This is a genomic window from Streptomyces sp. NPDC057249 (genome assembly GCF_042669245.1).
Taxonomy (GTDB): domain Bacteria; phylum Actinomycetota; class Actinomycetes; order Streptomycetales; family Streptomycetaceae; genus Streptomyces.
In genome coordinates, this window is sequence record NZ_JBHUXS010000021.1 from 58,079 (window position 1) to 79,820 (window position 21,742).

General features: G+C 70.5%; 17 protein-coding genes. 4 read left to right on the forward strand and 13 right to left on the reverse strand.

Annotation, left to right across the window (positions count from 1 at the left end; all coding sequences use genetic code 11):
* Positions 1-4 precede the first annotated feature (4 nt).
* The 5 genes from ACFUJY_RS30115 to ACFUJY_RS30135 form a co-directional block, all read right to left on the reverse strand.
* Positions 5-1,342, reverse strand: coding sequence for a YhfT family protein (locus ACFUJY_RS30115; RefSeq protein WP_383305528.1), 1,338 nt, complete (start codon positions 1,340-1,342; stop codon positions 5-7).
* 47 nt (positions 1,343-1,389) lie between these two features.
* Complete coding sequence (locus ACFUJY_RS30120) at positions 1,390-1,746, reverse strand: DUF2620 domain-containing protein (RefSeq protein ID WP_161207663.1); 357 nt, start codon at positions 1,744-1,746, stop codon at positions 1,390-1,392.
* Between the two features lie 54 nt (positions 1,747-1,800).
* Positions 1,801-2,187: a PRD domain-containing protein gene (locus ACFUJY_RS30125; RefSeq protein WP_383305531.1), complete on the reverse strand. Its 387-nt coding sequence runs from the start codon at positions 2,185-2,187 to the stop codon at positions 1,801-1,803.
* A 111-nt stretch (positions 2,188-2,298) separates the two neighbouring features.
* The gene (gene yhfZ, locus ACFUJY_RS30130; protein WP_383305533.1) at positions 2,299-3,237 is read right to left on the reverse strand and encodes a GntR family transcriptional regulator YhfZ; all 939 of its coding nucleotides are present in this window, start codon (positions 3,235-3,237) and stop codon (positions 2,299-2,301) included.
* A gap of 147 nt (positions 3,238-3,384) precedes the next feature.
* Positions 3,385-4,215, reverse strand: a complete 831-nt coding sequence (locus ACFUJY_RS30135) for a LysR family transcriptional regulator (protein WP_383305535.1) — start codon at positions 4,213-4,215, stop codon at positions 3,385-3,387.
* Between the two features lie 71 nt (positions 4,216-4,286).
* Between ACFUJY_RS30135 and ACFUJY_RS30140 the strand changes: the two genes are divergently transcribed.
* From ACFUJY_RS30140 to ACFUJY_RS30150, 3 genes are all read left to right on the forward strand, one after another.
* Positions 4,287-4,604 carry a hypothetical protein gene (locus tag ACFUJY_RS30140; RefSeq protein WP_383305537.1) on the forward strand — a complete coding sequence of 106 codons (318 nt, stop codon included), beginning with the start codon at positions 4,287-4,289 and terminating at the stop codon, positions 4,602-4,604.
* 156 nt (positions 4,605-4,760) lie between these two features.
* Entirely contained in the window at positions 4,761-5,213 is a 453-nt protein-coding gene (locus tag ACFUJY_RS30145; protein WP_383305539.1) for a hypothetical protein, read from the forward strand.
* Positions 5,214-5,318: 105 nt separating this feature from the next.
* The gene (locus ACFUJY_RS30150) at positions 5,319-6,305 is read left to right on the forward strand and encodes an aldo/keto reductase (protein WP_383305541.1); all 987 of its coding nucleotides are present in this window, start codon (positions 5,319-5,321) and stop codon (positions 6,303-6,305) included.
* A gap of 52 nt (positions 6,306-6,357) precedes the next feature.
* On the opposite strand, the gene ACFUJY_RS30155 is transcribed toward ACFUJY_RS30150, so the two are convergent.
* The 8 genes from ACFUJY_RS30155 to ACFUJY_RS30190 form a co-directional block, all read right to left on the reverse strand.
* Entirely contained in the window at positions 6,358-7,551 is a 1,194-nt protein-coding gene (locus ACFUJY_RS30155) for a hypothetical protein (protein WP_383305543.1), read from the reverse strand.
* 57 nt (positions 7,552-7,608) lie between these two features.
* A complete protein-coding gene (locus ACFUJY_RS30160) occupies positions 7,609-8,814 on the reverse strand; it encodes a geranylgeranyl reductase family protein (RefSeq protein WP_383305545.1) in 1,206 nt (401 codons plus the stop codon).
* A 9-nt stretch (positions 8,815-8,823) separates the two neighbouring features.
* Positions 8,824-15,327: an SDR family NAD(P)-dependent oxidoreductase gene (locus ACFUJY_RS30165; RefSeq protein WP_383305547.1), complete on the reverse strand. Its 6,504-nt coding sequence runs from the start codon at positions 15,325-15,327 to the stop codon at positions 8,824-8,826.
* Between the two features lie 56 nt (positions 15,328-15,383).
* Complete coding sequence (locus ACFUJY_RS30170) at positions 15,384-16,580, reverse strand: terpene synthase family protein (protein ID WP_383305549.1); 1,197 nt, start codon at positions 16,578-16,580, stop codon at positions 15,384-15,386.
* A gap of 11 nt (positions 16,581-16,591) precedes the next feature.
* Entirely contained in the window at positions 16,592-17,689 is a 1,098-nt protein-coding gene (locus tag ACFUJY_RS30175; RefSeq protein ID WP_383305551.1) for a polyprenyl synthetase family protein, read from the reverse strand.
* 44 nt (positions 17,690-17,733) lie between these two features.
* Positions 17,734-19,248 (reverse strand): ABC1 kinase family protein, encoded by a 1,515-nt coding sequence (locus tag ACFUJY_RS30180; protein ID WP_383305553.1) that lies wholly within the window; start codon positions 19,246-19,248, stop codon positions 17,734-17,736.
* 50 nt (positions 19,249-19,298) lie between these two features.
* Positions 19,299-19,766 carry a hypothetical protein gene (locus tag ACFUJY_RS30185; RefSeq protein ID WP_383305555.1) on the reverse strand — a complete coding sequence of 156 codons (468 nt, stop codon included), beginning with the start codon at positions 19,764-19,766 and terminating at the stop codon, positions 19,299-19,301.
* Between the two features lie 77 nt (positions 19,767-19,843).
* Positions 19,844-20,290, reverse strand: a complete 447-nt coding sequence (locus ACFUJY_RS30190) for a hypothetical protein (RefSeq protein WP_383305557.1) — start codon at positions 20,288-20,290, stop codon at positions 19,844-19,846.
* A gap of 861 nt (positions 20,291-21,151) precedes the next feature.
* Here ACFUJY_RS30190 and ACFUJY_RS30195 point away from each other — a divergent pair.
* A complete protein-coding gene (locus tag ACFUJY_RS30195) occupies positions 21,152-21,715 on the forward strand; it encodes an isochorismatase family protein (RefSeq protein ID WP_383305559.1) in 564 nt (187 codons plus the stop codon).
* Positions 21,716-21,742: the final 27 nt, after the last annotated feature.

The following is a 21,742-nucleotide window of genomic DNA, read 5'->3' on the forward strand; positions in this document are numbered from 1 at the left end:
AGGGCTACCCCTTGATCGGTGTGAACAGGTCCAACCAGTACAGGAGGTTGAGGAGGATGCCGCCGACGATCACCGCCGCCGGTGCCGCGGCCATCCGGACGACCGGCCGGCCCATCGCCTCGTTCAGCAGGTAGAGCCCGCCGACGACGAGGATGCCCAGACCGCCGCCCATGGCGTTGGCCGCCATCAGCGAACCGAAGAGGATCGCCAGTTGGAGCGTCTCGCTGATCGCGCTGCGCAGGTGCTCGGAGGAGTCGCGGACGCTGGGCAGCCGCCCGAGGAGCTTGCCGATGTAGGAGAGGGCCAGCACCTCGGCCGCGAAGACCAGGGCACCGACGATCGCGGCGAGGAACGGGTTCGGCATCAGGTAGCCGATGGGGTACACGAGGGTGAAGCCCGCGATGCCGTACGCGCCGGAGGCCAGCGCGGTGGTCGCGATCAGCGGGATGAAGCCGAAGACGCGGTAGAAGTCGACCTGCGCCGCCTCGGAGTACTGCCCCTTCGCGATCAGGAAGCTGGTCGCCTCGCCGCCGCCGAATATGTGCATCTGGGCGAGCACACAGACTCCGGCGCCCAGCACCATGAACAGGGGCAGGTACCTGCGCAGCCGGGCCGCACTGGCGCTGAAGAGGGAGGCCATCGGGTCGTCGCCCTCGACGACGGGTTCGCTGACGCCCGCGGCCCTGTCCGCCTTCCGCTGGGCCACGTCCTTGGCGACGGCGAGGCCGATGAGCATCAGCACACCGACGGCCATCGCCAGCGCGCCGGCGAACATGTTGGGCCACAGCTTCATGGTCATGACGACCAGGGCGAACTCCAGCAGCCCCGCGATGCCGCCCCACTTGCGCCCGAACTGCTTGGTGATGGCCAGCACCGGGAACAGCGTGAAGAGGAAGAGGATCGGGGTCGACATCTGCTGCATGGCGGTGATGAAGTCGACCGGCAGGTCATGGGCCACGTTGTTGGCCCCGTTGAGCCCGAAGACGACGACCGCGCCCCAGGCACCGCCGAGGATCGGCGCGAGCCACTTCTTCGGCGACAGCATGCCGAGGATGTCGGTGGGCAGGAAGAGGAGCCACGGGTTCAGCACACCGGTGGACAGGGCCATGGGGGCGCCGAGCCCGAAGATGAACCCGGCCGAGAGGCCGAACGAGACAGCCGTCGTCGCGCTGCGCGTGGTGCGCCCCTGGATGAAGTCCAGGAGGAACGGCCGTACGCCGTCGTTGAACACGGCCAGCGCCATGTGGGCGATGTACGCGGTCAGCGCGCAGAGGGCTATGACGGTCAGTTGCTGGGCCAGCGAGAAGTCGAGGCTCGTACCGGCTGCGAGTGTCGTACTCACGGGGTCACTCCTTCGTGCCCGGGGTGATCAGAGCGGGGTGGCTGGGGTCAGCCGCGGGCGGCGATGGCGCGCGCCATGAGGGGGGCGATGGTGTCGATCTGGTCCATGGAGAAGCCGAAGACCTTCTTGCCCTCGTCCAGCAGGGCGGTGATCTGCTCCTCGGTGGGGACGTTGCGGCCGAAGGTGTGGCAGACGGCGCTGCCCATCAGGCCGACGAGTACGCCGAGCGAGGCACCGGCGCCCGTGTGACAGGTGCCCAGGTAGTAGTCGGCCTGGGCGACGCGCAGCTTCATCGCCGCGTCCATGTCGCTGGAGGCCGTGACCTCCAGGCCCTCGATGCCGAGCTGCTTGATGGTCTGGGTGACCTCGGTCTTGCCGACGCCGCCGGCGAGGATCTTCGTCATGTCCTGCTTCTTTCCTGCTGGTTCGGACCGGCCGGTCCGGGACGGTGGAGTGGTTCAGGAGGAGGGGGTGGTGGGCGTCTGCTGCGCCAGTACCGCGAGGTGCATGCTCAGGAAGTTCACCTCGGACTCCGGGAGGGCGGCCCCGAGTTCGCGCTGTGCGCGTTCGGCGACGGTACGGGCGCGGCTGACGGCTTCGGGATGTCCGGCCAGTTCGGCGGCGACCTGGTCGTCGGTGAGGAACTGCTCGATGGCCTCGCCGTTCAGGAGCCGGGTGAGCGCCATCATCAGATGGCTGGTGAGCATGCCCGCGGTCGCCTCGGTCACGGTGTTGCCCTCCGCCTCCAGGGCGGCCAGCTCGGCCGTGACGAAGTCGGCCACCTCGGGCTTGATCTGTCCGCCTTCGCGGAAGAGCTGCATCCGCAGGGCCAGCTGGTCGTCCATGGCGGTCCTCCTAAAATCGACAATAACCAGGATTTTGTATTTTGATGTGGTCGAAGGTCCCGTCGCGGGCAGGGCCTTCGCCCTGTTTCCGGCCGGCCCGCAGGCCGGGGCTCAGTACGAGGGCAGGCGCGTGCCCTCGATCACCTCACGCTGGAGCGAGGTGATCAGTGGGAGATCCAGGGAGTCCCGGACCGCGGCCAGCGCCTTGGCGCCCTCGGTCCGGCCGATGACGGCCGCGCTCGAGTTGCGCAGCGACAGCTCGCGGGTGACCTCGTCCCCCAGCGGAAGGACGTCGACGCCGAACCCCAGCCGGTCCTGCACCTCGTCCAGGTTCCAGACGGTGGCGTCGACCTCCTCGCGGGCGAAGAGGTCGCGCAGCTGAATGTACGAGGCCTCCAGCCGCTGGACGTCCGGGCGTCCGGCGAAGACCAGGTCGACCAGCATGCGCAGATCCTCCGACGCGTGGTCGACCGCGACCCGTAGACCCGGGGTGTCCAGGTCAACGCCGTGGCGCAGGAGCATGCCGTGCGCACCTACGTAGGTGGCCGGGCCCAGGTCCGCCACCAGCTCCACCGGATGCTCGGCGATCAGCTCGTCGGCGGCGAACCGGGACAGGACGACGAGGTCGACCTTGCCTTCGAGCAGGGCGGCGGTACGGGCTCCAGCGCCTCGCATGAAGGTGATCGCGAAGGGCGCGCCCGCCTTCTCGAAGGCGCCGCGCAGTCCGGTGGCCAGGCCCTCGTACCGGCGGGAGTACGGCAGGGGCATCGCGGCCAGCAGCGTCCCGAGCCCGGAGAGCCGCCAGAGTATGGAGCGGTCCGAGTGCGCGAGGAAGGTGCCGAGGTGCCCCCGGGCGGTCGTCCTGATGGCGCCGGACTCCTCCAGGAGCTGCAGGGCCGCCTGGACGGTGCCGTTTCCGCAGCCCAGTTCCTCCGCGTAGTCCCGCACCCGGGGCAGTCGCGTGTCCGGCTCATGGTTGAGCAGCAGGACCGCGAGCTGGCGGGCGGCCAGGCCGTTGCGCGTGAGGAAGCGCTCATCGAAGGCGTTCACGTAAGGAACAGTAAACAGGATTCTGGATATTGACAAGCATCCTCGTCGGCGCCCGCCCGGAGGGCGTACGGGCGCGGGTCGGGGGCGAGGGCATGGTGCGCCACCCCTGGTCTTCGCGGCGAGCGATGCCGCCGACCGCGGGCGGACTCAGCCGCCCCGCCGCGATGCGGCGGCGATCAGGGCGGTGACGTGCTCGCGCTGGTCGTCTTCTCTGCGGGCGATGACGATCCGGCTCGGCCCCGCGTCGGGGACGGGGACGCACGCGATGCCCGGCGCCACGGGCGTGACGAGTGAGCGGGGCAGCACCGCGACGACGCGGCCGATCCTCACCAGAGCGGTGAGCTGGCCGGCATCGGCGATCTCCGGACCGCTCCCGCCGCCGGGGACACCCGCCCACCGCGGGAAGCATTCGTCGGCGAGGTCGCCTAGGGAGATGCTGTCGCGCCCGGCGAGCCGGTGGCTCTCGGGGAGGACGGCCACCCGGTCCTCGACGTGAAGGGTCTCGGTGGCCAGTCCGCCGAGGTCGTCGAACGGGGCGTAGAGCAGGCCCGCGTCCGCGCGCCCGTCGAGCAGATGATCGGTGCGGTCGGTGGCGCCACTGAAAAGGATGTCGACCCGCCGGGCACCGGGCCGCTCTGCGTAGGCGGCGAGGATTCCGGAGAGCAGGTTCGCGTCCCCTCCGGGTTTGATCACGAACCGGAGCGGTGCGTCCTCGGCGGCGCGTCGGGTGTTCCGCACGGCGACCGTCATCGCGTTCAGCGCATGTCGGCCGTGCTCCAGCAGGGCCGCACCCGCGGGCGTCAGTACGACGCTGCGGCTGGTGCGGTCGAAGAGCGTGACGCGCAGCCGGGACTCCATGCGCTTGATGGTCTTCGACAGGGCGGGCTGCGCGACGGCGAGCCGGTCGGCGGCGCGGCCGAAGTGCAGCTCCTCGGCGACAGTGACGAAGTAGCGCAGCTCCCTGACCTCCAGATCCATTCCTCCAGGTTATCGAACCCCTGCGGATCAGGTCTTGGACCGGGCCGGGCATTCAGTGGTCATATGGCGTCATGATGCTCCACACCATGTTCGTCCAGTTCACCGAACCGATTCCCGAAGGCGACCTGAACCAGTACTTCGCGGACCTTGAGAGGGCCGCGAAGGGCACCGGCGTGCTCCAGACGTTCGCCGCACAGCGACACATCCCGGTCCCCGGCGAGGAGGAGATCCCGGCCTTCATCGCGACCGCCGTCGTCCAGCTCGGCGCCGCCGACGCGGATGCCCTGGGGACCCTGTTCGCCGCGCCGGAGGTCGGCGAGGTCTTCGACACCTGGCGCGCCCGCTACCCGTTCAAGGCGGCGTGGGCGAACCACGAGGCGCTGATGTGAGAGCCGCACCGACGGGGTCGGCCCGCCCGCCGGGCGGCAGCGGGACCGGACGGGCCATCGCGTCCGTTCCGCCCTCGGCGGCCCCGGCGGTGACGTCCTCGATACGGCGAGAAGCCGGTTCGCAATCTGCCGGAGGGCCCTGGATAGGGTGCCGGGGTGCTTGAGAAGACGGATGCCGAGGTCCTGGCCCAGCGCGAGCGCATCGCGGCCCGGGTGCGGGAGGAACTGGTGGCCGCCGGCTTGCCGGTTTTGGCGCCGGGGGTGAACCCGCTGCTGTCCCGAGGCGTCGAGGTCACCGTCGACCCGTTCGACGATGCCGCCGGCGGGGTGTCGGTGGGCTGGCGGTCCAGCCCACGGCTGCACAGCTGTGTGCGCCGGGCAGCGCAGCACAATCTTCGGGACGATCCGGCTCTCGCCCATCAGAAGGTCGTGCTGGAGGGGATGCTTGCGGCGATCACCGCGATCCTCCGGTCGGCCGGGTTCACGGTGCGCGACAGCCTCAACGACTACGCACCCTTCACTGTGCAGGTGCCTGCCGGGCCCGGTGGCCGTCCGTCGTGGGTGCCGGGTGAGGAAGAGGCGGACGTGCACCTGACGACCACTCACTGACCGAGGAACGGGGAGGTCCGACCTTCGGCGCCCCTTGACTTCGAGAGCACTCCAGCAGGCAGACTCGCCGCCGAAGCCCCGGCACTCCCTTCGGAAGGCACCCGCATGCGCTACCGCACCATCGGTCGGACCCCGGAAACCCGCCGCGAGGTGAGCGTTCTGAGCCTCGGCGCCATGCGGTTCGGCACCACCACGGACGAGGCGACCTCGTACGCGATTCTCGACCGGTACGTCGAAGCGGGCGGCACCTTCATCGACACCGCCAACAACTACGCGTTCTGGGTCGACGGCACCCAGGGCGGCGAGAGCGAGCAGCTCCTGGGACGCTGGAGGCGCAGCCGGGGCCTCGGCGACGAGATCACGATCGCCACCAAGCTCGGCGGCCGCCCCAACCACCCCACTTCGACCTTCACGAAGGACGTCGAGAGCCTCACCGCGAAGACGATCCGGGAGTCGGCCGAGCGCAGCCGGGAGAACCTCGGCACGGACAAGCTGGACCTGCTCTACGCGCACATCGAGGATCCCCGTGTTCCCCTCCAGGAGACGGTGGACGGTTTCGCCGCGGTCGTCGCCGACGGCACGGTGGGTCTGCTGGGCGCGAGCAACCATCGTGTCTGGCGCCTGGAGCGCGCCCGTACCCTGGCGGCAGCCGCGGGTCTCCCCGGCTACGAGGTTCTGCAGTACCACCACAGCTACCTCCGCCACCGCACGGACGAGCCCACACTCCGCTCGCCCGACGGCGACCTGGGGGTCACCACCGGCGACCACCTCAGCTACCTCCGCGAGCACCCGTCTCTCAGCATGGTCGCGTACTCCCCGCTCCTGAACGGCAGTTACGGCCGTACGGACAAGCCCCTGGACCCGGGCTACCAGAACGCGGGAACGGCCACCCGCCTCGCCGCCCTGGACGACGTCGCGGCGGAGACGGGAGCCACTCGGAACCAGGTCGTCCTCGCCTGGCTGATCGGGGGCGAGATCCCGGTCATCCCCCTGGTGGGCGCGTCCTCGGTGGCTCAGCTGGAGGAGAGCCTGGCGGCGGCGGTCCTCGACCTCACACCGGACCAGCGGGCGAAACTGGACGCCGCGCATTAGGCACACGAGCGGCCACCCGCCCGACGAGCCGTCCGTCCGGTGCCCGAGGGAGTCAGGGAGCGAGTACGGCGGAGCGCGGTGTGTCCGCGGCTGCGTCGAGGTTCGGGACGCACTGGTCGGGGGTGGTGCTGTGCCTGGGGTAGTGGCAGGCTTCCAGCAGCAGGTCGCCGCGGACTCCGCCCACGTACGAGATCTCGCCGGGTCGCGCCGGGACCGGGTCCTTGGTGGCCTTCTCCAGCACATCGGCACGGAAGCCGTGGGCGCGGGAGGAAACCCGGTAGATCCAGCCCCCGTCGTCGGCCTTGGCGACCAGCGCTTGCGCGGTGGCCACGTCGGGGAAGGCGGGCACCCCGGAGCCGGCGGCCCTCTTCTCCCAGCCCGTGGGCATGGCCGAATTCACCACGTGCGCCGTGAAGAGGCCGATCCACGGCCAGGCCGCACCCGCGCGCTGCCGCAAACCGTGGCGGAAGGCATCGGCCCCCTGGAACGGGTTCAACACGGCACTTCCCACCGCCCAGGTCCCGATGTCGCCGGAGAACCAAGGCAGGTCTTCAGCATGCTGCGTGGGCCACAGGCGTTCCCAGTCGATCGGCATCACCGCGACATCCTGCGGTGTCACGAGGTCGTCGGTCGGGGCGTAGTTCGGGTTGTCCCGGCAGTCCGACGGGTCATCCTTCTTGCAGGCGCGTTTGATGAAGCGGGACTTGATCCCGCCGGGGAAACTGACCTCCTTCTCGTTCCGGTTCGTGCCGAAGTTCGCGAGGTAGGTGCCGGAGGCCTCCTGATCGATCCCCCAGGGCGCGTGGATCTCGTACACCCAGGTACCGAACTCGCTCGCCTGGCCGTGGTCCCGCGAGGTGCCGGAGAACACCGAGTTGCTCTGCGCGGTGGTCACCCAGCCCACCCAGTTGTACTGCCAGTCCTTCGCCGGTTTGTTCTCGGCGCTGGGCCACAAGCCCTTGCCGAACACCACGGCGGGGTCCCGGTTGGCACCCCGCCACAGGACGTCGTGGTCGGTGCGCCAGGTCAGCCGGGGACGGGTCTCCCGCACCGGTGTGCCGGGATCGGCCGTTGTGTCCACCCACTGGCCGTACCAGTCCTGGGCGGCAGCCGGCTCCGGCGCCCGCACCTGCGCCGGGGCGCCGACGGCCCGGGCCTGGGCGGGTGCGAGTACGGACACTGCTGCGGCGGCGGCCACGAGGGCACCGACACTCCGGCGGTGCAGAGCGGATTTTGCTGTGAACAAGGTTCCTCCGTCCGAGGGGAGTTGAGCATGGGTTCGATCCGGTGATCAGCACCGTGATCAAGTTCTGTATCCGGCCCGTGGCGTGAGACGGGCGGCGAGAGTCGCGGTGGTGCGAACGAGGGGGGCAGCCATGATCTCTGCGACGCTCGTGCGGCCCGAGACGTACGCGTCGAGGCGACGCCAGGCGGGAGGCAGGCGGGTCAGGGTGGTGTGGACGAGGCGCGGATTGCGCGTGAAGAGGTTCATCAGGGTGCTGCTGGCTTGCATTTCTACGCCGAGCGTTTCGGCGATCTGCCATCCGTAGTCGTCGGTGACGGCATCGACCGCTTCCCGGGGGACTTCCATGAGGCGGGCCGCGGCTCTGCCGGCGAGGTCCCCCGAGCGCAGCGCGTAGGAGATCCCCTCGCGGGACCAGTGGTCGACGAGGGCGGCGGCGTCGCCCGCGACGAGGACGCGGCCACGCGCCAGCGGTGAGTCGGGGCGGCGGCATCGGGTCAGGTGGCCGGTGTCGTGGAGCGGGCGGGAGCCGTCCAGGCCCCGACGGCTGAGGAAGTCTTCCTTGTACATGCGCAGTGCCGTGGGATTCCCGCGTGCGGCCACTACTCCCGCGGTGCACACGTCTCCTTTCGGGAAGACCCAGCCGAAGGAACCAGGCAAGGGGCCCCACTCCATGAGGGCGCGCCCCTGCCACCGGGAAGCGGCCCTGTCCGAGACCGGTACTTCGACTTCGAGCGCCAGATCGACCTGGGCGCAGCGCACGCCGACGTACCGGGCGACTCTGCTGGCACTTCCGTCCGCGCCGATGACGGCTCGTGCACGTAACGTGTCGCCGCGACCGGTTCGCACGGTGACCGTGTCGGCATCCTGTTCCAGGGTGGTGACCGTGGTGCAGTCGTTGACCTGCGCTCCTGCGGTCGCGGCGGCCTCCGTCAGCGCGGCGTCGAGTTCGCTGCGGTAGACCATGGCGCAGGTGGGGGTGGAGCAGGACAGCGTGCGTTCGGCACGCCCGCTGTGGGAGAAGGTGAACCGGTCGGCCGTATCGCGGATGTCGAGGGGCAGGTCGGGGGGCAGGGCGGCGAGGGAGGCTCCGATGAGGCCGCCGCCGCAGGTCTTGTACCGGGGGATCGAAGCCCGCTCCAGCAGAAGCGTGGTGCAGCCGCTGCGGGCGGCGACGCGGGCCGCGGTGGCGCCGGCCGGCCCCGCCCCGATCACGATCACGTCCCATACGGTGGGTGGGCGGGCGGAGGTGTGCGCAGAAGTCATGGCAGGCACCTAGTGGTTGTCCGGGGCGGGGGCGGTGAGGCTGCTGTCGGCCGGCGCGGTCTGACGGGGTACTTCCGCGGCTGTGCCCGGTGACGCCGTGGGAGCGTCCTCGTCGCGGTGGAGGCGGCCCATGAGGTAGCGGGCCAGCGCGGACGCGGTCGGGTGGGTCCACATGACCGTGGTGGGGATGTCCAGCCCCGCGTCGCGCTGGAGACGGTTGCGCAGGGCGATGGCCATGAGCGAGTCCAGGCCGAGTGAGACCAGGGACGTCTCCGCGTCGAAGCGGCTGGTGTCCAGCCGCAGAACCGCGGCGATGTGCTCGACCACGTGGTCCTGCAGCAATCGGTGGCGCTGTTGAGCGCCCGTGGTCCGTCGCAGCTGTTCAAGCAGCGCGCTGGGGGAGCCGGGGGAGCCGCCCTCGGCGGGAGAGGCCGGCTGGGAGAAGAACGCGGCGCGTGCGGTGTCGGGGTAGGAGTCCAGCCATCGGCCCATGTCGAGGGGTGTGTAAGCGGTGCGGTCGCGGTCATGGGTGAGGATGCGTTCCAGCGCCTCGATGCCTTCCTCGGGGGAGATCATGGCGTAACCCCGCTCCGCCATACCGGCTCCGCGTCCGACCTCCGCCCATGGCCCCCAGTTGACGCAGGTGGCCGGCAGCCCCCGCTCTCGGCGCCAGGAAGTGAACTCGTCGAGCCAGGCGTTGGCGGCCGCGTAAGCACCCTGCCCGGGGTTGCCGAGCAGCGAGGCGGCAGAGGAGAAGGTGACCCACCAGTCCAGGCGGCGGCCCTCGGTGGCGTGGTGGAGCTGCCAGGCGCCGGTCGCCTTCGGGCGCCAGACCCGCTCCAGGAGAGCGGGGGAAATGTGGTCCGCGGTGGCGTCCTCGACGACGGCAGCGGCATGGACGACCCCGCGCAGCGGATGACCGATGTCCGTGGCGACCCCGACCAGGCGGCCGGCGACTCCCGGCTCGGCCAGATCCCCGCTCACGACCTCGATCCGGGTGCCGAACTCCTCGCCCAGGGCGGCCAATTCGGCCCGGACGGCAGCCGTGGCAGTGGTACGGGAGTTGAGTACCACGGACGCGGCGCCCCGCCGGGCAAGCCACCGGGTGACGAGCAGACCCAGACCGCCGAGCCCGCCCGTGACCACGTAGCTCGCGTCCGACCGCACCACGGAGACGTCCTCGGGCAGCACCGGCAGGTCGTCGGTGCCCCGGTCCGGCCAGGTGAGAACCAGTTTCCCGGTGTGCTGGGCACGGGCCATGGTGTGGAAGGCCGAGGACGCCTCGGCGACGGGGTGTGCGGTGACGGGCAGGAGCGGCAGGGTGCCGGCCGCGAGCATTCCGGCCAGCTCGCCGTAGCCCTCGGCGAGCGATTCGGGCCGCCGCCGCATCATCATCAGGATGTCGACGCCCGAGAAGGTGACGTTGTGCCGGAACGGGAGCAGTCCCAGACGGGTGTTGGCATAGATGTCCCGCTTGCCGAGTTCGATGAACCGGCCCCGGTGCGCCAGGAGTTCCAGCCCGGCCGACTGCGCGGGCCCGGTCAACGAATTGAGCACGACATCGACGCCCCGGCCACCGGTCAGCGCACGCACCTGGTCGGCGAAGTCCGTCGTACGGGAATCCATCACATGCTGGACTCCAAGTTCGCGCAGGTACGCCCGCTTGGTCACGCTTCCCGCCGTGGCGAAGACCTCCGCCCCGCAAGCACGGGCCAGGTTCAGCGCCGCCAGTCCGGTCCCTCCGCTCGCGGAGTGGATGAGCACCGTCTCGCCCGGCTGGAGCCGCGCCAGATGCCGCAAGGCGTACCAGGCGGTCAGGTAGGCGCACGGGAGGGCGGCCGCGTCCGGCCCGCTCACGCCGTCGGGCACCGGCATCAGGCAGTCGGCGCGGACCACCGCGAAGGAGGACATGACGGCCGACTCGGAACGGTCCACGAACATGGCGGCCACCCGATCGCCCTCCCGTACACCACAGACACCGTCCCCGACGGCGGTGACCACGCCGGCGCCGTCGAAGGCGCAGACGTCCGAGGTCTCCTCTCCGGTGCTGAAACGCTGGTAGACACCCATGGCCTGCAGGACGTTGATGAAGTTGACGCTGGTGGCTTCGATCCGCACTTCCACCTCGCCGTGCCCGGGGGAGCGGCGCGGCTGTGCGACGAACTCGAAGGAGTCCAGATCACCGGGCCGGGCGAGACGCAGGGCCACCCGGTCCCGTGCCCGGTCGATCGTGGTGAGCCGGCGGTCCTGTTCGTCCAGGGGGACGTTGCACAGCCGCGCCAAGTGCCGGACGCCTTCCCGGTAGGCGATCTCGTCGTGCTCGTCGGGGCACGACAAGAGCTCGGCGGCCACCTCGGCCAACGGCGTGTCCGGGTCCACGTCGAGAATGCCCGGCCGCAGTTCGGAATGCTCGTAACTCAGTACCCGCACGAGTCCGCGCAGACCTGCCTGGCCGAGGTCGAGGCGGTCCCCGGGGGCGGCCTGATGCGCGACACGCGTGAGGGTCCACAGACGTGCGGCCGCCCCGCCCTCCGCCGCCCGGGCCGCGTCGCGGGCGACCCCCACCAGCCGCGCGACCTGGTCCCGTGCCAGACCCTCCGGTGAGCAGCCGTCGTCTTCCCCGCTCGACGCGGGCAGGTACACCACCGCCCGGGTGGCCGGACCACCGGCCGGGGGCGGCGGCGACGCCCCGGCGGCGCGGTCCGCAGCGAGGATGCGGACCGTCACCACGGCACCCTGCCGTCGGAGCGCACGGCCCAGGGCGGCCGCGTAACGGGTGCTTCCCGGCTCCGCCAGGAGCTCCCAGCCACCGGGTTCGGATTGCGGCAGCGGGCGCTCGCAGGGCTCCCACACCGTCCGCAGCAGGCGCCGCGCGAAGCGCTCCTGGGGGCTCTGTGCCGGGACGTGGCGGAATTCCACCCCCGTGGCATCGGCGGCCACACTGCCGTCGTCGGCCCACAGCCGGAAATCCGCTGTGTACCGGTCGGCTTCCATCCGGCGGAGGGTCACCAGGCAGTACCCGCTCAACGGAAGCGTGCTGTACAGCCGCAGGTTTGCGATGCGCTGCGGCAGAATGCCGCCTTCGGGCACGCCGCCGGTGCGCAGGACGACTGCGGCGACGGCCTGGAGGCAGGTGTCCAGCGTGACGGGGTGGCAGTGCAGCGCTTGCGCCCCGGCCCGCCCCTCGTCGGGGACCCGGAGGCGGGCCAGGAGGCGCGCACCTTCACGGTCGACGGGCGCGCCGTCCGTGTGCAGGTCATGAAGTCCGCGAAAGGCGGGGCCATGGTGCACTCCGCGCTCCTCGCGCATCTGGCGGTAGATCTCCTCGGCGTCCACCGGATGGGAGAACTCGGCGCGCAGACGCTTCACATCACACGCCTGAGGTGCGGGCTCGTCCCTCGGAGCCACGCCCAGGCACGCTTGGGCGTGCCGGACCGGCACACCGTCGGCCGCGGTGCCGACGAGCTGCCAGCGCGCGGTGTCCGGGCCGGCCGCTTCGGCGGTCGCCGTGATCAATGTGGCTTCCGAGACCAGTAGGAGGCGCTGCAAGGCGATGTCGGTGACGGCCACTCGTCCGGTGCCGGCACCGAACACGTCGCGGGCGGCTGCTGCGGCCATCTCGCACAATGCGGCTCCAGGCACGACTACGACGTCGTCGACGCGGTGGGAATCCAGCCAGGGAAGCGTCGTCGGGGTGAGACGTGTCTGCCACAGATGGCGTCCCTCGGTGTCGGGGTCGACGGTGTGCGGCCCGGTGAGCGGGTGCCAGGAAGCACCGTCGCGGGATGCCGGGGAGCGCCTCAGCGGGGACGGGTCCACCACGTACCGGGTGCGTTCCCACGTCGTCGGCGGTACGTCCGCCAGGGCCCCGTCCCGGTAACGCTCGGACCAGTCCAACGGGTGGCCCGCGCAGTGCAGAGCCGCGACGTGGGTGTGGAACGCGAGCAGGTCATCGGTGTCGCGCAACAGCGAGGGCACGACCGCCGTGCCCGCCCGACCGTGCTCCATGAGCGTGGCCTGCACCGGGTGCACGAGCACGGGATGGGGGCCGATCTCGATGAACAGCCGGTGCCCGTCCTCGGCCGCGGCTCGCACCGCGTCGGCGAAGCGCACCACCTGGCGCAGGTTGTCGGCCCAGTAGGCGGCGTCGAAGCCGACGCGGGCACGCGGATCGTCGGTGACGGTGCTGTAGAACGTCGCTTCCGGTGCCCTGCCGGCCACACCCGTGAGCGCTTGCGCGAGGTCGGGCAGCACGGGGTCCATGTGGCTCGTGTGCGAGGCCACATCCACGTCGATGACACGGATGCCGACCCCGCAGGCCGCCCACTTCGCGGCCAGCCGGCGGATGTGGTCCGCGTCGCCGCCGATGACGGTGTTCCCCGGCGCGGCGACCACCGCGACGGTCACCCCCCGGACGCCCTCCCGTGACAAACGCTGCTCGACCTCCTCACGGTCCAGGGCGACCGAGGCCATCAGCCCCTGCCCGGCAGCCCGCAGGATGAGGCGTGAGCGGCGGCAGATGACCCGTACACCGTCCCGGACGCTCAATGCACCGCAGGCGACAGCGGCCGCGACCTCGCCCATGGAGTGACCGATGACCGCCGCCGGCCGGACTCCGTGGGAGCGCCACATCGCCGCGAGACCCAGCTGGATCGCGAAGATCACCGGCTGCACCCGGTCGAACCCGGTCACCACCTCGGGGCTGCGCAGCGTCCGCCGCAGCGAGAAGCCGGACTCCTCGGCCACCAGCGGTTCGAGTACGTCGATGACCCGGGTGAACTCCGGGTCACGGTCCAGCAGCCCCTGGCACATACCCGCCCACTGGGAACCATGTCCGGAGAACACCCACACCACGCCGTGGCCGCCCGAGTCCGGCACCTTCCGGCCGGTCGCGACCCCTGCGGGAAGCACGGCACCGGACGAGAACCTCTCAAGACGGTCCACCAACTGCGTCCGGTCGGCGGCAACGACCGCGCCCCGCTCCCGGGCGGGTGAGCGGCGCACGGCCAGCGTGTGCGCCACGTCCTTCAGCGGGGTCCGCGCCCCTTCACCCATCAGCCACTCGGCCAGCCGGCAGGCCGCCGACCGCAGCGCCGCGGGCGTACCGGCCGACAGCGGGAACACGAACGGGGCCGCCTCGCACGGATCAGGTGACGCAGGGCGGCGCCGTGCAGGGCGGGCGGCAGGGCGGACGGATGAGGGCGGCTGCTCCACAACGACGTGCACGTTGGTGCCGCTGATCCCGAACGAGGACACGGCCGCGAGCCGGGTTCCGCTGCCGACGGGCCATGGAGTCGTGTCGGTCGGCACGAACAGGCGGGTACCGGAGGCGTCGATCTGCGGGTTCCAGCTGCCGAAGTGCAGGCTGGCGGGCACCATGCCGTGACACAGGGACGCGATCGCCTTCAACAACCCGGCCACGCCCGAGACCGGTTCGGTATGACCGATGTTCGTCTTCACCGAGCCCAGCGCACACCGGTCGCGGCCCTTGCCGTAGACCTCGGCCACCGCCGCGAACTCGATGGGGTCACCCACCGCGGTACCCGGACCGTGAGCCTCGATCATCCCGACGTCACCGGCCTCGACTCCCGCACGTTCCAGCGCCAGCCGGTACAGATCGATCTGCGCGCTCTCCGACGGGGCGCTCAGCCGGGTGCCCCGGCCGTTCTGGTTGACCGCCGTGCCGCGCAGCACCGCCAGCACCCGGTCTCCGTCCCGCAACGCATCGGAGAGACGCTTGAGCACGAGGACCCCGCATCCCTCCCCTCGTACGTAACCGTCCGCGGCGGCGTCGAAGGCGTGGCAGCGCCCGGTGGGGGAGAAGACACCCCACAGAGCCGGCGCGATGACCCCCTCCGGCCCCAGGGTGAGCATCGTGGCACCGGCCAGCGCCACCTCCGACTCACCCGTGCGCAGGCTCTGACAGGCGGCGTGCACCGCGAGGAGCCCGGAGGCACACGCACTCTCCAGGACGACTTGCGGCCCTTTGAGATTCAGCATGAACCCGACCCGGCCAGGACCGATGCTGTCGAACCCGGTGTACATCGCGTAGGCATTGACCTCCTCCAAGGGCCGTTGCACCCGCACCATGTAGTCCTTCTGGTAGATCCCGAAGAACATCCCCGTCGGGGTGCCGGAGAGCCGGCGCACCGGAATGCCGGCATGCTCGATCGCTTCCCAGGCCACTTCGGACAGCAGCCGGTGCTCCGGGTCGACCCAGGGCGCCTCCTGCGCGTTGATGCCGAAGAACTCCGGCTCGTAGGCGTAGACGTCGTCGTCGAGGAAGCACCCGTAGCGCAGCCGGTCGGCGACCTGAGCGGGCAGGCCGGCCAGCTCAGACTGACGCCACCGCTCACCGGGGACCTCACGGCTGGTGTCCCGGCGTGCCAGCAGCAACCGCCACAGCGACCTCAGGGATCTCACCTCGCCGGGAAACCGGCAGGCCGCCCCCACCACCGCGACCGGTTCGTCCTGGCGTGTCCCCGGCTTGTCGCCGATGAGTTGTGTGTGCATGAAGCGGGCCGTCCTTCACCGTGAGAGAGCTTGCGCGCGTGGTCGTGCGGAGACGTTCAGATCCGGACCTCCCACCACCAGGCGATGGAGGGAAGGCTGCGAGGATCGCGTCCGTGGGGGAGCGGCGTGTCCGTCCAGTGCGAGGGCGCTGGAGTCGCGGGATGCGGGATGTCGCCACCGGCGGCGGTGTACCGGAGCGTTCTCGCCGCCCACTCGATGTTGCCGCGGATGCCGTGGGCGAGATCGTCGATGTAGCGGTTGAGCGACCGACTCGCATGTCCGCGCACGCTCTCGCTGAGTCCGAGGAACCGGCACAGAACGCTGTCGCGCAGACCAATGCCCTGGTGGAGCGCCTGTTCGGGCGTGCTGCCCTCGTGGGCCATCAGAACGGTGATCAGATTCTGATCGGTCTGACGGCGTGTGGACTCTCGGGCGAAGGAGTGACGGTCGTTGTCGAGGGCCGCGACGCACATGGCCATCTCGGTGAGCGCGCGTACGGCCGGCGCGTCCATTTCCCGGGCAGGGACTTCCTCGCCGTTGACGATCTCCAGCATCGCGTAGGTGGGTTCGCCGCCTGCGGAATGCAGCCGCATGGTGAGGTACTCGTCGAGGTCCGGCATCAAGCCGGTGGCACGGTTGCAGACCTGCCACTGGACACCGGTGAGCCAGGCTTGATGGGCGTGGTGGAACCGCCGGTTCTGTACGGGGGTTGCGCAGTCGCGGAAGCGTTCGCCCAGGTCGTGCACGGCATCGGCGAAGCCGTCACCGGTGCACAGGGGGCCAGGGACCTCCAGGGCCCGCTGGGTGTGTGCCGCCATACGGGCGAAGCCGGCCGGGTCCGATGCGAGGGGGCCCTCGTCGCAGCGGGCGTCGTCGAAGGCGAACCCCCAGTAGACCCAGCAGGCGGCGAGCCAGAGGCGTTCGGGGTCGGCCTCCGGTGCGAAGCGCGCGTAGAAATCGGCGCTTCTGGTGGCGACCGTGCGGGCGTACTCCTCCTCGGACCGGGTGAAGCCGATGGCCCCGATCCAGTCGAGGGCCCGGCGTTCCGCCTCGTCGGCCCGCGGGTGGACCGCCGGCCCGATAGGACAGAAGAACGGCAGGGCCAGGGCGTCAGCGGTGACGGTGTCGGTGCTCAGAACATGCCTCCCTCGGGAACGTCGGCTGCTGCCGGCACCGCATGGACGTGGCGCCGGACGAGACGGCTTTCCTGCCGTGACCCCTCGGCGAAGACCGTCCGACCGAACGGCCGCCATGCCGTGATGGCTCAGGCCGTCCGGATGGCCACACCGTCTGCGATGTGACGCAGCGCCACCGTCGCGCCGGGATGGAACGGCGCCCGCTCCAACGCGGCGACCGCCGCCTCGTACCGCGCGCTGATCATCAGCTCGACGGTCTCGCGAGCGCCCGTGACTTCCAGGACGCGGCGTACCGCCGCCGCTCCTTCCTCATCGAGCCCGGGGTCCCCGACGAATCTGCGCAGAACCCTTGCTTGTGGCCGGGTCGCCCTCCGGACCGCCAGCGCCATGAGTACGGTGACCTTCCCCGACCGCAGGTCCTCTGCGACCGGCTTCCCGGTGACGGCCGGGTCGCCGAAGACGCCGAGCACATCGTCTCGGAGCTGGAAGGCTTCTCCCAGCGGAAGTGCGTACGCCGAGCAGGCCTCGATCAGCCGGGCACCTGCGCCGGCGAGCACCGCCCCCAGGTGCAGCGGACGTTCGACGGTGTACCGGGCCGTCTTGAGGCGGACCACCCGCAGGGCGAGACCCGTGTCCCCGCGAGGCGATCCGGCGGCCCGCAGGTCCAGGTACTGGCCGAGCACGACCTCACTGCGCATGGTGTCGATGAGCGGCAGGACCACGCGGTACTGCCCCTCGGTGAGTCCGGCGGAGTGCAGCAGCTCGTCGCACCGTACGAGCGCGAGATCACCCAGGAGCACGGCGAGGTTCCTGCCGAACGCCTCCGCGTCGGCCCGGTCCTGATGGCGGACGGCGAATGCGCGGTGGGCGCTGGGCGCCCCCCGACGGCTCTCGCTCCCGTCCATGATGTCGTCGTGGATGAGTGCGAACGCGTGGAACAACTCCAGTGACGCCGCGAGCCGCAGAGCCGCCTTCTCGCCCACGCCTTGCCTGCCGCCGGCCGCGGCGTGCCAGCCGACCAGGCAGAGCAGGGGCCGGATGCGCTTGCCCGGAGCGAGTACGTACTGGGCGAGCGTACGGTCGAGATCGTGCCCCTTGCTCGCGTGCCGGCCCTGGGTCGGGACACGGGAGGAAGGGTTGTACAGAAACGTGGCGAGCGCGCCGTCGATGCGCTCGCGCAGATCCGCGAGATCGAGCGCATCGGCCGCCAAGGTCTGCGGACGCATGAGGGCTCCTTGGTGTGGGGGAGGGGAGCGCGGGGCGGTCGAGGTCACCGGGCTCTGGTGCAGTGCTGCCAGAACATGGCGGCGGCCATGGAGAGGCCGAGCTCCGGCACGCCGAGGCCGAGCCGGGCGGGGAACGACGGTCTGGAGCCGTTGAGGGTCATCCGCATGCTGAGGTCGCGGTTGGACAGGTCCCTCGTGAGACCCCGCAACTGCTGGGGCGCCGCCGCACCGGCCGTGATCAGCTCCAGTGCTGTACGCACGGCCTGCTGCGGTGACAGGGCCTCCTTGACCAGATCGGTGACGATGCCGATCAGTTCTTCGGAGAAGACGTCGATGAGGGAGAGTTCCGGGCACAGGTGGCGGATGGACCCTTCGATGTTGGCGAAGGATTTGCCGAGGATGGCGACCATGGGGCTGGTGCGGATGCCCCGTCGGGTGGAGTGCTGCAGCACCGCGGTGAGGGTGACGCCGAAGTTGAGCTCCTCCAGGGACGCCGTGGCGATCTGCGGCACCAGCGCCGACATGTCGCCGGCGAAGGCCGCCGCCCGCGTCCACGACGTGGTGCTGCCCATGTCGATCCAGGCGCGCGCGGTTCCCGCACCGTCGTTCATGGCCAGGTTGAGGAGCAGGAGCAGGATGCTGGTGCTCATGGGGCGGTCGATGCGGCCGACCATGCCCCAGTCGATGAGCGTGGCCGGTTGGCCGGGATGTACGAACACGTTCCCGGGGTGCGGATCGCCGTGGAAGATCCGGTCGACGAAGTAACCCCGGTACATGAAAGCGAGCAGGTCATGACCGATGGCCCTGCGCTCCTCCACGGTGAACGCGTCCCGGTCGGCGTCACGGATGGACACACCGGGGGCCAGACTCTGGATGAGCACACGGCCGGTCGCCCGGATGACCTCCGGTACGGCGATGTGATCGAAGCCGAGCGCCGCCTCGGCGGCCTCGGTCATGTTCCTCGCCTCCTTCACGAAGTCGAGTTCGGGACGCATGGCATCGAAGACGACACCGAGCATGGCCTCGATATCGATCACGTCGTTGAACCGGGTCGCCCGCTTCGCCCCGAACCGTGCCAGGGACCGGATCAGTTTCATGTCCGCCTGCACCGACTCCCGGACGCCGGGCCGCTGGATCTTGACGGCGACCTGCCGTCCGTCCGGCAACTCGGCCCGGTACACCTGCGCCAGGGAAGCGGTGCCCAGTGGACAGGTGGTGTCGATGTCCGCGAAGCGCCGGTGCCACAACGGACCGAGCTCCTCCTTGAGTACCGGCTCGAAGGCGGCGAACGGGGCGGGCGACACGCTGTCGTGCAGCTTCTCGAACTCGGCGATCATCTCGGGCGGCACGAAGTCAGGACGGGTCGCGAGCATCTGACCGGCCTTGATGTAGAACGGTCCCAGACTCTCCAACGCCTCGCGGGCGCGACGGGCCCGGCGCGTCTTCGAGCTCTCCTCCCGAGCCGCGTGGCGGCCACGCGGCAGCAAGGTGTGCGCCGCCTCCGCCCCGGCGAGCTGCGCCAGGACCCGTGCGAGCAGTCGGGCACGCTGCTCACCCATCGGAACCACCCCTGTGATCCGTCACGTCGGTCTGCCTCGGCCCCGGGAGCTCAGCGCGCAACGTCGCTGATGCGGTCGAGGCGGGCCGCCAGCGTCGCCAGATCGGCTCGGACGGCGTCGAGGTCCTCGGCGTCCCGCGGCGGGGGGACCGTTCCCCCCGCCCGGGCTTGCCGGCTGCTGTCCCGGTGCCTCTCCAGCCGGTCGGCCAGCAGGGAGATCTGCTCGGTGAGAGCCCGCAGCTCGCCGTCGTCGCGTGCCGGACGTCCGGCTTGGCGGCGGTCCGGGCCACGGCGGCGGTCGTGTCCGTCGTGGTCATGGTCGTCGTCGTGGTCGTCGTGGTCGTCGTGATCGCGGTCGCGCGGGCGCCTGTCGTCGTCCAGGGCGTCGCTCAGGGAATGTCGCACGCCGCGCTCGAAGTCTCCGGCGCGGTCAAGGGCGTCATCGACCAGATCCTCGGTCGCGTGCACCATGCGGCGCAGCGCGTGGCTGAACGAGGTACGGGAATGGCGGCGGGACACAGTAGACCTCCGAGGTGTGGGGCGCGGGGACGGATTCCGGCGATGCGGCTGTGGGACACGGTCCTTCGGACTCGCGTTCAGCGGCGTGGCTCGTCCTCCTCCTCGGGGCGCAGGTACAGCGTTTTGCCGTACCCGGTGTCCAGCCAGATCCGGTGCCCGGTCCCGGACAGGGCGGGATGCGTGTAGCGACGGCGGTGCCCGGTGCCGGGATCGACCGTCACCGACGCCCACTCGAGGCACCAGGCGGCCCTGTCGCCTGCCGATTCCACACGGAGGTAGACGGGGAAGTGATGCACGTCCTCAGTGCTCAACGGCGGCCTGCGGGGGTCGTTGTACTCCGGGTACTTCACGTTGCTGTCCTCGCCGAGGCGGAAGTTGGCGTCCGCTCCCCGCGAGAAGTCGACACCGTGGGTGTCGAGACTGAACTCGCGTCCCGCCACCCCGAGATAGATCCACGAGCCGGTCGAGGCGTGGTCGATGTCGGCGGTCACGATGTGCGCGAGGATTTCGGAGATCGCGGTCATGAGGGAGGGGTCCTCTCAGGTGGGCTCACCGGCCGAGGTGTGCGGGGCCGCGCCTGTCGACGCGAAGGGAAGCCCCGCTGCCCGGATCGGAGCGAGGCTGCGGGTGGGTGCCGGTGTGAGCTGCGGGGAACCAGGCCTGTGCGACTGGAGGTGCTGCCTCCGGACTGCTTCCGGCAAGATCAGCATTCCCTTCCCCCGTGACGCTATGCATTCGATCGAGCACCGAGAGTTGCGAAGTCGAGGGCCGATGCACGCTTGTGCGCCCCTAGCGGCGTGCCATGCGCCCGCGGCCGGTGTGCGCGCCTGCCCCGAGCGGATGAGTTCCGGCGTACGCCCCCGGACACGTCACGCGGCTCCGAGACCGACTCTCCGACCATGTCCGGCGGCACGCGCGCCCGAACGGCGCGCCGATGTCATGTGTGCGGCCTCAGGGGCGGCTTCAACCTCGCGGTTGAGGTGGTGCGGCGCCTGCTTCGGCGAGCACCTCGTCATCGGCTGCAACGGGACTCGCGCCCAGCACATCCGACGAACGAGCTCCCGGAACCGTGGGACAGAGACGTCCTCACGCTCGACGGCTGGTGGATGGGAGTAATCGAAGACGGCACCTTCGGCATCCACGCCCACTGCGCGCCCGGACATTGCCCCCACACCCCGCCGGATCCCTCCACCTGGCCGGGCAGCGAGGCCTACCTGGCCCAGCTTCCCGGCGACACCATCCTCGTCCGACTCCACTGCCACATCCTGGGGTCGGGCCGACCGAGGTAGCCGAAGGCCTCACTGCCTAGTGCGGCCGTGCCACTGTCAGTGGCCCGTCCTACTCTGAGGGCGACACAGAACCCATGACGACGACAGGAGCACCCCTTGACGACCCTTCCCGACCGGCCGCATACCGCGCTGCTCGTCATCGACGTCCAGAACGGAGTGGTGGAACGCGCCCATGACCGTGACGGCGTGATCGCGAACATCAACGTTCTGGTGGGCAAGGCGCGTGCCGCGGACGTGCCCGTGATCTGGGTGCAGCATTCCGACGACGACCTCGAACGGGACAGCGAGCCCTGGCAGTACGTGCCGGAGTTGGTGCGCCGAGACGCGGAGCCTCTCGTCCACAAGATCTACGGTGACTCGTTCGAGGGCACTGCGTTGGAGGCGCTGCTCGCCGAGCGCGGGGTGGGTCAACTCGTCGTGACGGGGGCTCAGAGCGACGTGTGCATCCGCGCGACTCTGCACGGCGCCTTCGTCCGCGGGTACGACGTGACGCTGGTCGGCAACGCGCATACGACGCAGGACCTCAGCGAGTACGGCGCGCCGGCCCCTCACCAGGTGATCGCGCACACCAACCTCTACTGGCAGTGGCACAGCGCACCCGGACGCAGCGCGAAGACCGTCGACACGGATGAGGTGACGTTCACAGCGGAGGCGAGCTGAGAACTTTCCCCCGGGCCCGGGACTCGT